The sequence below is a fragment of the Bradyrhizobium sp. WSM4874 genome (assembly GCF_055811835.1).
In genome coordinates, this window is the sequence record NZ_JBVVPR010000081.1 from 1 (window position 1) to 12,426 (window position 12,426).

Here is a 12,426-nt window from a genome sequence, read left to right on the forward strand (position 1 = left end):
ACGCCGGGATAAAATCTCAAACGCCCATCAGCAGGCTCGGTCTGACCGTGGACAACCTCTTGAGGCTCCACAGCTAGCCGGGGGTCCTCCCCCGTCACCTGGCGTGACTGACCGCCGCCACAACGCTCGACGCCTCCCGCCAGACCGCGGCGGCAACACTATCCACCCTGGGCTGAGCGAAAATCCAACTCGCGACTGCCGCCGAACGGTTCATTAACCATGGTCGGCCTATCATACTTTCCGGTGGGTTAAAGTTGAGTAGAGCGTATCGCGATGTTGTATTTGAGCGCCCTTAGCTACGCGGCTGTAACGATCATCATCTTGATGCAAACGGGTCTGGTTCGGTTGGGCTGAGAAACGTGAGGCGAGTTCTGCGGTGACCAGAAGCTTTCGGTGCAGGCTGCACTGAAACGATCTGGGTCCTAGCCCGGATCGTGGCATCACCCAGGCGAAGGGAAATTACACGCGTTCAACGGTCGAGGGGATGGACCATGAAGCGACTAGTCGGACTCGTCGCGCTGCTGATTACGACTGGCGCCTTTGCTCAAGCCGCTCCACCGAAAGCAGCCAAAAAGCCTTCGGTTAACGTCAAGCCGCAGCCGCCAATGGGCTGCAAACTGATCGGCGCCGTCAAAGGAACCAAGATTTGGGCGGGTGATTGCATCGCTCCGTCGCCCGCGGCGGAAATTCCCGCGCCAGCATCTCCGCCTGCTGAGCCAGGCGACGAGCGTCCGAAAGATACGAAACCGTAATCGTATCGGCGGGCTGAACGCCAAAAGGGGAAATAGATGCGCCTACTCTCCTCGATCGAATTGCCGCATTGGCTCATGATCGCGGGGACTATTCTGGCCATACTGGGCGTCTTTGGTCTTGTGATTACTCAGAACAAGCATACCGCAGTTGATCCTGACACAGAGCCTCCCGCACCACAGCCCCAGACGTCCTCGCCGAGCCAGCTCGATTCTTCGCCTCATAAGGACGACGAATGACTGTGCAACACGGCAGCAAAGATCCAACGCCATTCGGGCGAGACACGGACCCGAACCGCGAGTTCGCTCGGCTTGATCATGACCGGCCCGCCACGTGGTTCTTCGGAACGCTGCCGATTTTCATTATCATCTATGTCATCTGTGTGAGGATCGGGGCTATCTAGTAAGCACAATGCGCCATGCAGGCTCTCGGCGACCTCGCGTAATTACCTCTTAAGCTACCGCGGGCTATGCAGCCATCATGTTGGGGAAATTGATTCAGTTGCTATTGCGAGGTGCGGTTAGCGTGGGAGCCACGGCCTTGGCAGCGCTATTCATAGCGGGACTCCTATATCTGGTCGCGGCGCACCTTCAGCCCAAGAAACAGGCTGTGACCGAGGCGAGAAATGCTTGCGTGCCCAGCCATTGCCGGCTCAAGGTGAACGCTGGGCATTGATCGATACCGAACCGGACTGCAGCCCGCACCGATGCAGTGCAGATTGCACCGCATCCCATTCTGTCCAAGCCAGCAGTCTTGAGAGCATCCATCGCATGGTTGCGAGCCATGTTGTTAAACCGCGCTTTCAACATCGAAGGAGCGCGTTTTGGCTAAGAAGAAAACAGTAGTTCGCCGCGAGTGGACTAAGGACGAGATCAAGGAACTAAAGGCGCACTCCAAGGCGCGGACGCCTGTCGTCAAAATATCCAAGGCGACCAAGCGCACTGTTGGCGCACTCCGTCAGAAGGCGCTCAACCTGGGAATTGGACTTGGGCATCAGCGATAACTGAAGGCTCGCTGGCTCACACTCGATCAGAAGCGACCTGCCGAATTTCGATATTGGTTGGACATCAATCTGACACGCTCCGGTGCATATTATCCGTCTTGCCATGAGGCCGCTGAATCTCGCGGCCTCGTGCTAGAGGTTGAGGGCTCGCCATTCCAGCCCCGGCGGGCTCTCCCTCAGTCAGCAACACTGACATTTAATTTTTCCCAAGTGAGACATGGACGACATTGCGGACTGGTGCTGTCGCCGTAGGCTTATCTTACCGGGGCTGGAATCTATATTTCACGTCTTCATTTTACCCGGCTGGCCGCAGTGGTTCGCCGCTGCGGCCTTTTCGTTGGGGCGGCGGACGCCTCTAGCGGGGCGGTACTCTAGCAGTCCGTCCGCCCTCGGCACGATCCCATAGGAACCGAACCACGCGGACGCTATTGCGTCGCTATGAGCGATCGGGTTCTGTATGAAAGCGACAACGGCGACGTGTGGTATTTGTCGCGGCAATTACCTTCTAGCACGCCTGTCGTGAAGCATCGTCCGAATGCCAGCTCAGGAGGACGGACCTCGTACATTGAAGTTGGCAAGTTCTACGGGACAGCGCTAACGGTCCCAGCAGCAAGCGCTGCTAAACCTGATCGGAACTTTGATACCGGACTAGCGGGCACGCGATGCGGTATATTTGGACACTGGCGCCCCTTCTTGCAGTCGGCGTCATCACCTGGGCAATGGTATCTGAGCGTCCCCCAGAGACCCCCCTGCGGATCGAGGCTTCCCTGACGGTGTCCGCCGACCCCGACCTTCGTTTGGTATCGGAGCGCAGCCCCTTCATGCGGACAGAGCGATAAGTAGCGGACGCGCGCCCAGGTTGGCGCACTTCGAAAAGCTCACCCGACGCGCAGATTTTCCGCCGAGTCCTTTCCGCGATTGTTCACGACGTCAAAGCTGACCTTGGCTCCCTCGTTGAGGCTGCTCAAGCCAGCCTTCTCGACCGCCGAGATATGGACGAAGACGTCCTTGCCACCGTTGTCAGGTTGAATAAACCCGTAACCCTTCGTCGGGTTGAACCACTTCACAGTCCCCATAGCCACTTAACTTCTCCATTTTGCAAAATCGAAAACTAGTGCGGGGTTTCCGACAAAAGAATGGCTGGCCGCCGGGCGCGCGAACGCGATAGACGGCACGCTGATTCAGTCGGCATGCCCCGCGTCAAGTAGATCCAAATACCGAATGTGAAGTGTGAGCGGCTGTTTGGAGCCGTCTAAGAGGACACGTACCTGGTTGCGCGTGGAGCCTAGCCCAAGGACAACGCCGAACTTGCCGGACAATCTTCGACCAGCCACCTCGGCCAACACGATGCGACAACCTGGTGCGACGCCATCCTTGATGAGAGACAATTCTGAACTGGGCGGACCATTCTTGTGGTCGGACATGCAGGCAAACATATCGTAATATTGGCGCAAATAAAGGCCGCGCAGGCTCCGTAAGAACAACGGGAACAACGATGCTACCATACTCGCGGCTAATCCCGCCTCAGGTTCGGTGCCTCAATCGCCTTCAGCAGCTGCGCCCTCAACTGCAACACAACAGGTTCGCAGTCACAGCCGAGCAGTGATCGCGCTTGCGATCCAAAGGGCACCCGCTGAATTTCGACCGCCCAAGTGCTGCGGCCAGAGCAACTTTCAGGTCGCGCAACTCGTGCGCGGACCGTGCTCGCGATTGCCTAGCAATCTAGACCCATATTCTGATTTGCAGATGTGCGTGAAACGGGAAAGCCGCGGTCGCTAAGAAACGATTGGTTCTGAAGCTGCGGACACCCCTACCCCTTGCACCGTGCTCTAACCCGCATAGACCTTCGCGGCGCAAATTGCGCCGTTGCGGACGCGCGGGGGATGATTTCCGCCGGCAAGCTGACGCACGAGTAATACAATAATTATGTGGCACATCTCTCCCTTTGGAGATGCTCGACAAAATGCCGATGTCTCCAGGAACCCAGTTGGGAGCGAATGACCGTAGCCTCAGTTTCGGCCACGAAGACCAGACCCAGAAGAGGCCCTGCATTCTTGTTCAGGTTTCCTGGTGTTGATGAGGTTCACCTTCACCCAGTTCGAGCCATGGCGCATTGGCCGATCTCCACGTTCTAGAAGTTCAGCAGTGCCGGTAAATCGATCACAGTGGTCGCCCTGATAATCAAAGCGGTCGCCCTCATAGGCCCGTGGCCACGGGGTGGAAACAGGGCGCCCCATGCCCGCTGGCACCTATCCGCAAATCTGTACACGGGATAGAGACACCGAGAAAAATTTTACTCAGCTCACTCGCCTCCCATAAAAGCAGACTTCATGGTTTTACCGGTAGCCTTCTTCAGCGCTGCAGCTATCGCAACGCTGGCGTGGCTGTACATTATCGCCACGACGGTGATTGCAGTCGGGGGCTGGCTGCTGTTCTAAAATAATTCGACGAGTTGCAGAAACTCGCAGGCGGCACAAACAATCATTCCCCACAGCGCAAAGTTTATCTGCAGAGCTGCTACCATGCTTCCCTCCCCGCCGGCCGCGCTTGGTGCTACGGTTGATGGTGCACTTGCATTTTCACCATTTCCCCGAATTTACACCGATTCCAACGTCTCAACCGCCCGCAAGAATACTGGGTCGGACTCTCGATGAAACACGGCAGAACGTCGGGCTATGCGTCCGCCCTCTTCCGCATCAGGGCAAGACGTTGCGCAGGCGCAACAGGCTCCCATGTTCCGCTTCGGAACACATGTTTTGGACTCAACCCGCAAACCAGGTTCTGCAATCATCGCCAACAGCCGGGGCTGGAAGTGTCCATTACGTAAGCACTCAATTTTCCCGGGAAAATAAAGGCCGCAGGAGATGAGCTGATCCTGCGGCCTTTTTCATCTCAGCGGCGGATGTGGCAATCTCAGGAGCGGAGGGGCGCGGAGAGTGTTGCCTGCTTGAAAGGAAAAAGCTCCCCGAGCAACTTGGAGCTACCGAGTCGAGCGTCACATTGTCGAAAGGCGCTTGAACGAAGAGCAGTCGAAGCTGGAGATATTGATCAGCTCGTTCTCAAACGAAGCGCACCGGGACCGATCACGAGCCCCGGACACCCGCTTGGCCTAGGTCGGAAGCCGTCGCGCATACGATACGATGCGCCCGCCCGCGTGAACCGGCGGTCGCCAACGCGTTGAACCGAATTGATACGTCGGCCTACCAATCGAATGGTGTCCAGCGGACCGCCTTAGAATGAGGTGCCGATGTCAAAGGCAACAGAATTTGCCGACCGCGCCCGTGCGTTTGAAAAAGCGCGCTGAGACGGCCATCGATCGTTCCTCACGACAACACTATCGTGAGATGGCGGCTCACTACCGCGCACTTTCCATTGATCATCTCGAAGCTGAACAGCTGCAAAGGTGCTCCCCGGCTGAATTCGCGCGCCAGTCGATAAGGTGCAGCGCCCCCTCGTTCCACAATGCCGATAGGCCAACCTACATCCGCGCTATGGCGGTGGGCATGGTGTTCTGCGTCGCTTTTGTCGCGATCAGCTTTTCACTGCGACCGCAGCCGGCTGATGATCGCGTCCTGGTAAAGGCGGACCGCCTGGTGCGGACCGCCGGCGATCTGCCTAAGGCGAAATAGGCTCGGTTTTGGCGGGCGATTTTTGCCAGGCCGGCGTTCAGCATCATCAATTGATGGACCCAGAACGTGTAGCGATTTTGACACACGTAAGCAAACCGAGCACACCCGAATAGCGTCTTTTTACGGTCGAGGGAAGAGTGTTGGCCGCGCGGCAACGCGGATCGCGCTGCCCACCAACTAGGTCAGGTTGGCGCCCCTACCGCTAACCAAGGAGACCCGATATCTTTGTCAATTGATTGGTGTTGATCGATTTTTTGAGAACTCTGCAAATTCAATCGCGCTTCCGGTGGGAGCCGTGTTCATGCAAATCGATTTGAGGTGCGCGGCGCGCTGTCCGGCGAGTGGCGCTGAGGTGCCCTAGGCGGAGGACTGCCCCTCCGATATTATAGCTGCGAACAAGCCCGCCGCCGCGAACGACAACGCTGAAGACGCGCAATGGCCCCTCGTTCCATTTCCTGACGGTTGGGGACGCGACGTCTTGAATACGGTCCCCGGATCGGGGCCTGGCGCCTTGCGTCACGTTTAACGAGACCGCCCGGACCGACTTACCGGTCCGGGCCGCTGTCTCTTTCGCCAAAGACGTAAACTTTAGGCCTGTTCCTGCAAGCGACGTCGTCCGAAGGACGCCGGACAGGGACCGACGCATCCGAAATTCTGCGAGGAAAGTTGGCGAGAATGGGAACGCTATTCGGGGCCGCGAGGTTCTTCTTACTCTTAGCGGCTAATCGATGAGGAACTTCTTCCATGGCTAGCCAGATCGTTCTGGACCACAAAGGCGACAGCAGACATTTTTTTGAACAGACTGATCCGAAGGGGCTCTCCGAAGCCGAACGGCGATTTGAGCAGCTCACAGATCAGGGATTTACCGCCGCCACGCGGAAGGCGGGCAGTGAAACGAAAGTCACACGGTCATTTGATCCCACCGCGGATGAGACGCTATTTTATCCGCGGCTCGTCGGCGGCTGAGCTATCGAGATGCGACAATGTTTCTGTTCAGACACAGTGACGCTAACAGTGCGCGCTTCCGTGCCCTCCGTGAGCTTTATCGGAGCTTCACCGAGCAAAACGGCCCGGAAGCGCGTTCGCGGCGCCTGCTGCGGGATTGGTTGTCTCCAGAGCAGCGCGCGCAATTCGATGCCAACAACTATTTCGAAGTCACCGGTTCTCACACCGGCAGACGATATCGAGTTCAATATGGTACCCTGAGCAATGTTGTAGAGCTCGACGCATCCGGGCAGCCCGCGATCGGCTGGTGTTTCGTTCCCGAACGTGCTCTGGCGGCTGGTGATGTGATGCTCGCCCAGAAGATCGCGCTCGAAACCGACGAAGCCGCAGTGCTCGCGCTTGCCCACCGGTTTTCTCCGAGACTGCCATCTCTGCCCCGAGTAGTGCGGCATGCTTACTAGGCCGCCATGGGCGGGGCCGCCGACCGAGAAGACGGCGACCCCTCGCCGCGAAGGCGCCAATACGCGAAACGAGGACGACTTCGCGACTGCATCCAGCATCCGCGCTGAGCCGGATCGGCGCAAGAACGTCCGTGCGTTAGTGTTACTTGAACCGCGGCTTCGTGGATCGGCCTCGTGAGACGATTTCGTCAACAGTTCGCAGCATCCGAGCGAATTCAGACTGAAGATGTCGAGCGTGCTCCGCATCTTTTGGCTCTGAGAGAAAAGCAATCTTCACGAGGAAGCGGTTCAATCGCGATGTGACGAGAAGATTGTCAGAGTGTTGCGAGCGCAAGTTCGTGATCTGTCGTCGCATCTCAACGAGATCGGACCGGTCATGGTCGGGCCTGTTTGTCAAATGAAGCTCATATCGTTGTGACCGATCAACGAAGCCGCCGCGCCGAATATAATGGCGCGACGGCTTCCGGTGCAGAGAGGGTAACGCTCAGCAGCCCCGGTGCAATCGAAACCGCGGGTTAAGCTTGATGTCGCCGCGGAGAGTTAAATCTGGAACAACGCGGCGGCAGCATGCGCGTCCAGTTCGGCGCCCTTTTTCTAGCGACGTTCCGGTGACGCGGTTCAGATCGGGCGTAACGCCTTGGCGCGGGTCATGTGCGGCGACGAAAGCAACCGAACGGCCGGCCTTAGCGGCCGCGTCGACGGTGAAGCGATTAGCTTCCTCAACTCGAGAACCCTTTGGCCGCCCCCGGGCCGCGCCCCTCCGTGCTTCGTCTCCGGATGCACGGCTCCATAAGCCGCCCTTCCACTTCGCTCGCCGCGCTACTGTTCAGGATTTCCTATGTCGAACGCGCCGAGACGATATTCTTCGCCAACTGACTGCTCATCGGCCGTTTTCGTGACCAAGGTAAACGCCGCGTCCGGATAACGTGCCCACACATCGAGGTCGTCAGACGTGACGGTGAGATATCCGAAAAAGCACTTATATCGACCCGGCTCCGTCACCCGTCCGATTTTGTCCCAGTTGATCTTGTTAACGCGCATCGCTAGGTCCACTCGTTCTCAGGCACCGAACCGGGCGGAGGTTTAAGTTCTTCGCGGCCCGCTTCAATCACAGCCAGTTCGTCCTGGATCGCCGTGACCGCGTTTTCGGGGTTGATGCCTGATACCGCCTGCAATTCAGCCAGCACCTTGCGCCGATGCGCTAGCAACTCCGTCAGCGCGCGACGGTCCCGCACCTTGACGTAGCTAGCGACGATCAATTCCATAGCCTGTGACACGTTCGTCTTTTCCCACCGGTTTGCGCCTATCGCGGGCGGCTAAGTTCTGTCAGGCCGGCTTCGGTCAAACGATATTCGACACCTTTGCAGGTTGAGCGTCGCTCCATCCATCCGTTTCGTAGAAGGGCGAGCTTTGTTCCGGGGTGATCGGTAAGCTTCGAAGACGACACCCAATCGCGGTCACGAAGAGCATCGAGCATTTGCCGGTGATGCTGATTGAAAAACGGCCTCCGCCTTTCGTGGTGACCGACGTCTTGACCTATCGTTTCATGCGGGCGTTTGGCTTCCATGGCCGTTTGTTGCCATTGCATCATTTACGATCAGTTACGGACCGGAAACAACCGGCAATCTTTTCTAAATGGTTCATGGACATTGTTCTGCGGCATGGATCACGAGGGCGCATCTCATTGGTTCGTTCCGGCTCTCAGGCGAAGCTACGCTCGTCTGGCAGCGTGGATGACGCGCGGTAATCGCGTGCCAGAGCCCAGCCGCTTGCCAGCGCCGCCGCGCTCAGAGCTGCCAACTCGGTTTCCCGACCCACCGCGGCGCCCGGCGCCGCCGCGTATTTAGGCGTTTGGGGCGTCGCGCATGACGAACAATGGCACATCGACGCGTCCGTGGTTGCCGGACGAAGAGGCGGAATTGCTCTCGCTCTTTGGCGCAGGTGCCACAGCTGAGGAGGTCGGCGTACGCCTAGGTCGCACCCGCCAAGCGGTTTACGCTCGCTTGCAGCGCTTTCAAAAACAGCGCGGGCGAGCGAGTAGGAAGAGTGGGAAAATATTTGCTCAGTTGCCAGAGTGATCGCGCGGCGGCGATGGAGTTCGACCGCTCTATCCTTGGACTTGCCGGTTCGGCGTAGGGTCGCTCGTTGAGCAGTTTCATTCGGGGTAGTCCGGCATTGCGCTTCGAGACCTGAAGAGCCATTGACCACGCCTAAATGTGGACAATGGCCGGCGGACATCACTGCCGCCGGCCATCGTTCGCGCTACCGTGGCTGGGGGCTAATCGGCAGCGCTGACCGCAAGCCTGCCGAACGACGATTAACAACCCGCTAACCAATTCAGGCAGGCTCTGGACGATTCAACGGCGAGAAATCGGCGAACTTCGCAGTGATCGCCGGCGCCGCCTCCGGCTAAGCCACCAGACGCGTTTGGTGGAGGGCGGCCGAGAATGCGAAGGGAAAAGGTCATCCTCGATCAAGACCGTGTCGTCACAAGTTGGATTGAGCACTTCCAGTGCAGGCGGTATCCACGCGGTCCCGTGGACGAGATCATGGCGACCATGCTTCGTCGCACTTGGAGCGGCGCTTGCTGATGGGAGCCGGCGCGGCGCCGACGTGCGGCCGGATTTCAACCCGCCCAAAATGGGCACGGGCGGCAACTGAGTAGGAGCCTCCGCGCTGCCCGCGTTGTCCCCATCAATCTCGCGGTAAAGGTCGCGATCTGGCAACCAGCGCGTGCGCTTGTCCCTATCTTTCGGTAATGAGGATACCGGGGACCACCCAGATAAAAGGAAACGCTCTGTGTTCACCTTGATCGGCATCGGCTTGGTCGTCGTCGTCGGCATTCTGGCGAACAGAGAGCAACGCAAGGACAGCGGCAACACTGACGACTTCATCCGATACACACGGCAGGATATCAGGACGGTAACCTGGCTGCTCGCGGCGGCGGTGATCATGCTGGGCATCATCGCCGACCGCGTTCAATAGACCCCCACCTCAGTCCCTGCCACGGCGGCGCAGCGCAGCGCCGACGTGCGGCCGTATTTCGTCCCGCCCAGAATGGGCACCAGCGACTGAGAGAAGAGCCCATGCTCGATGTAAAGTCTAAGGCCGACCTACAGCGGCTCGTTGACGAGGGCCTAGAGGAAAGCCTCACCCTTGACTACAAAGCCTCCCCTTCCCTCAGCCGTGAAGGAAAAGCCCCAGACGAGCTTTGCAAGGATGTTACAGCTATGGCCAACTCTGCCGGCGGGCAGCTTGTTTATGGCGTGGAGGAAGACAAGGTCACCAAGAAGCCTAGCAGGGTCGATGAGGGTGTTGCCGATCCCAAGATCACACGCGAGTGGATCGATCAGATCTTGAATTCGAAGGTTCAACCTCGAATGAGTGGCGTGCAGACGGCCCGTATAGATATGGGAAACGGCCAGTTTGGGTACGTGATATCCGTCCCTCAGACCCAGACCGGGCCCCACCAAGCACCGGACGGAAAGTACTACAAGCGCTTCGATCTGCAGTCCGTCCCAATGCATGACTATGAAATCCGCGATATCATGCGCCGTTCCACAATCCCCGACCTTTACACTGAGCTGTGGTTCGACGCGCGACTGAAAACTTATACCCCGCGGATTGGTGAGGGCGCGCAACACTCTGAAACCGTCATGTTGCACTGTGTGGTTTTAAATCGGTCCAACATTCCCGCTCACCATGTCGTAGTCGATTTCTTCGTTGATCTCGACTTGCCGATACCCTTCCAAGTCGGGCCGTTCAAGTCCATTGGCGAGCGGGACGAGCCTCCTCGCGCGAAGATGCGAATATTCCGACGCGTCATCAATTCCCCACCCGACCTGCCGATATTCAAGGACGGCGAAGTCGAGCAGCACTCGGGAGTTGTACCCGTTCAAATCCCCTTTGATGTCCTAGAGGGCGGCAACATCTATCTTGAAACCAGCATTCAAGCTCCGGGTTTCTCGACTTCCGAGGAATGGCTGATTGTCACTGGAAAAGGACAGCTCAAGCTCGTACCGCCCAAAGAGAGACGCTCGCCTCGGTCCCATCCTTACGGGTGGAGCGACGACTAAGCGATGACGAGTGAACGCGCTAGCCGCCGGCCTCGATAATCTCGATCTTCCTTCCATGTTCGACGGGCCCAAAGCCCGTTAGAAGCCCTGCCCATGCGTTCGAAGACCCCCCCCGCACACCGCGCGACAGCCTCGAGCGGAAATAGCGCACCACGGAGCCGCGCTGCCGATCGGCGGGCGCCGCAAGCCAGCCTATCCCTGACTGCGCGGCCCCCGGGAAGGGAACGACGACACCATCGGCCGCCCGGATCACCGCCTGGGCCATCGGCATCGGATCGAACCCGAGATCTGCGACCGCATCGGCCACGCCCTGCCGCTCCAGCTCGGCGACGATCGCCTCGACCACATTCGTCAACCGGGCCATCTCAGCGGACTCGTCATCATTGAGCATGCCCTCGGTGATACCGAGACCGCGGGGGCTTGTCATATTTGCGTTGGCGGAACTATAAATCGTGCGGATGTTGCAGTTCGGTCAAACGCTTGCGGATTCCGACGAAGTCGCCCAGGCGTACCGATATGAAGTCGCCCGTGGATTCCGAGACGATGTCGCCCACCTTTCCGATTTGATCTCGCCCAGCGGCGAGGCGTTCTGGCCGGCTGGTTCTCTGGCATCGGTCAAGCCGCGTGGTCAATCTGGAATCGCGACTTCAACCTGTTTTTCTTCTTCTGCGGTTGCTGTGGGCATGTGGGCAACGCGATTGCGTTGTCCAAGCGCAGCGGCATGTCCACAGCGCCACGGGCTCAAGTCTTTCGGGCGGATTGCCGGGTTCGGCGCAGGCTCTCACCGGTGAGGTCGAGCCGATGGGCATTGTGGACGAGGCGATCGAGCACGGCGTCGGCATAGGTGGGATCTCCAATGAGCAGATGCCACTGGTCCACGGGGAGCTGGCTGGTGACGATGGTGGAGCGATGACCGTAGCGATCTTCGAGGATTTCCAGGAGGTCGTGACGGGCACCGGCGTCGAGCGGCTCGAGTCCCCAATCATCGAGGATCAGCAGATCGACACGGCCAAGGCCGCGCAACAGGCGTGGATGGCGGCCGTCGCCGCGGGCGAGCGCCAGATCGTCGAACAGTCGCGGGACGCGCTGATAGAGCACGGAGCGATTGTCGCGACAGGCCTTGTGGCCGAGCGCCGAGGCGAGCCAACTCTTGCCAACGCCGGCCGGGCCGCAGATCAGGAGATTGACGTGGTCGTCGATCCAGCGGCCCTCGACAAGCTTAGCGAACAGCGGGCGGTCGAGACCGCGCGGGGTGCGGTAGTCGATGTCCTCGACGCACGCCTGCTGGCGCAGCTTGGCGTAACGCAGGCGAGTGGCGAGCCGTTTGTCGTGCCGCAGCGAGGCTTCACGTTCGAGCAGCAGCGCAAGCCATTCGGTGTGACCGAGGCTTGCGGCCTCACCGGTGGCTTCGATGTCGGCGAAGGCCTTGGCCATGCCGTGGAGGCCGAGGGCGTTGAGGCGGTCGAGGGTCGGATGGGTGAGCAAGGGATGATCTCCTAATTGTAGTAGCGCGGTCCGCGGATGTTGGCATGCAGGATCGGCGCATCGTCCGCGGAACGCTG

The 12,426-nt window shown here is 58.9% G+C and carries 13 protein-coding genes; 7 read left to right on the forward strand and 6 right to left on the reverse strand.

Annotation, left to right across the window (positions count from 1 at the left end; translation table 11 throughout):
- Positions 1-491: 491 nt before the first annotated feature.
- Both AC0L3P_RS38005 and AC0L3P_RS38010 read left to right on the forward strand, forming a co-directional pair.
- Complete coding sequence (locus AC0L3P_RS38005) at positions 492-752, forward strand: hypothetical protein (protein ID WP_473309176.1); 261 nt, start codon at positions 492-494, stop codon at positions 750-752.
- Between the two features lie 821 nt (positions 753-1,573).
- Positions 1,574-1,753, forward strand: coding sequence for a hypothetical protein (locus AC0L3P_RS38010; RefSeq protein WP_473309177.1), 180 nt, complete (start codon positions 1,574-1,576; stop codon positions 1,751-1,753).
- An 878-nt stretch (positions 1,754-2,631) separates the two neighbouring features.
- Here the strand turns inward: AC0L3P_RS38010 and AC0L3P_RS38015 are convergent.
- Positions 2,632-2,835: a cold-shock protein gene (locus AC0L3P_RS38015; RefSeq protein WP_247395343.1), complete on the reverse strand. Its 204-nt coding sequence runs from the start codon at positions 2,833-2,835 to the stop codon at positions 2,632-2,634.
- 2,199 nt (positions 2,836-5,034) lie between these two features.
- Between AC0L3P_RS38015 and AC0L3P_RS38020 the strand changes: the two genes are divergently transcribed.
- From AC0L3P_RS38020 to AC0L3P_RS38030, 3 genes are all read left to right on the forward strand, one after another.
- The gene (locus AC0L3P_RS38020) at positions 5,035-5,382 is read left to right on the forward strand and encodes a hypothetical protein (RefSeq protein ID WP_473309178.1); all 348 of its coding nucleotides are present in this window, start codon (positions 5,035-5,037) and stop codon (positions 5,380-5,382) included.
- 744 nt (positions 5,383-6,126) lie between these two features.
- A complete protein-coding gene (locus AC0L3P_RS38025; RefSeq protein ID WP_473309179.1) occupies positions 6,127-6,348 on the forward strand; it encodes a hypothetical protein in 222 nt (73 codons plus the stop codon).
- 17 nt (positions 6,349-6,365) lie between these two features.
- Positions 6,366-6,788 carry a hypothetical protein gene (locus tag AC0L3P_RS38030; protein WP_473309180.1) on the forward strand — a complete coding sequence of 141 codons (423 nt, stop codon included), beginning with the start codon at positions 6,366-6,368 and terminating at the stop codon, positions 6,786-6,788.
- A gap of 819 nt (positions 6,789-7,607) precedes the next feature.
- Here AC0L3P_RS38030 and AC0L3P_RS38035 read toward each other — a convergent pair.
- The 3 genes from AC0L3P_RS38035 to AC0L3P_RS38045 form a co-directional block, all read right to left on the reverse strand.
- On the reverse strand, positions 7,608-7,829 hold the full coding sequence (locus tag AC0L3P_RS38035; protein ID WP_473309181.1) for a hypothetical protein: 222 nt from the start codon (positions 7,827-7,829) through the stop codon (positions 7,608-7,610).
- Between the two features lie 2 nt (positions 7,830-7,831).
- Positions 7,832-8,053, reverse strand: a complete 222-nt coding sequence (locus AC0L3P_RS38040; RefSeq protein WP_473309182.1) for a hypothetical protein — start codon at positions 8,051-8,053, stop codon at positions 7,832-7,834.
- A 705-nt stretch (positions 8,054-8,758) separates the two neighbouring features.
- Positions 8,759-8,947: a hypothetical protein gene (locus tag AC0L3P_RS38045; protein WP_473309183.1), complete on the reverse strand. Its 189-nt coding sequence runs from the start codon at positions 8,945-8,947 to the stop codon at positions 8,759-8,761.
- Positions 8,948-9,587: 640 nt separating this feature from the next.
- On the opposite strand from AC0L3P_RS38045, the gene AC0L3P_RS38050 reads away from it, so the two are divergent.
- Together AC0L3P_RS38050 and AC0L3P_RS38055 are read left to right on the forward strand one after the other, a co-directional pair.
- On the forward strand, positions 9,588-9,773 hold the full coding sequence (locus AC0L3P_RS38050) for a hypothetical protein (protein WP_473309184.1): 186 nt from the start codon (positions 9,588-9,590) through the stop codon (positions 9,771-9,773).
- A 101-nt stretch (positions 9,774-9,874) separates the two neighbouring features.
- Positions 9,875-10,864, forward strand: a complete 990-nt coding sequence (locus tag AC0L3P_RS38055) for an AlbA family DNA-binding domain-containing protein (RefSeq protein ID WP_473309185.1) — start codon at positions 9,875-9,877, stop codon at positions 10,862-10,864.
- Between the two features lie 19 nt (positions 10,865-10,883).
- On the opposite strand, the gene AC0L3P_RS38060 is transcribed toward AC0L3P_RS38055, so the two are convergent.
- Together AC0L3P_RS38060 and istB are read right to left on the reverse strand one after the other, a co-directional pair.
- Positions 10,884-11,228 (reverse strand): hypothetical protein, encoded by a 345-nt coding sequence (locus tag AC0L3P_RS38060; protein ID WP_473309186.1) that lies wholly within the window; start codon positions 11,226-11,228, stop codon positions 10,884-10,886.
- Between the two features lie 377 nt (positions 11,229-11,605).
- A complete protein-coding gene (istB, locus tag AC0L3P_RS38065; RefSeq protein WP_007605871.1) occupies positions 11,606-12,349 on the reverse strand; it encodes an IS21-like element helper ATPase IstB in 744 nt (247 codons plus the stop codon).
- Between the last annotated feature and the right edge of the window lie 77 nt (positions 12,350-12,426).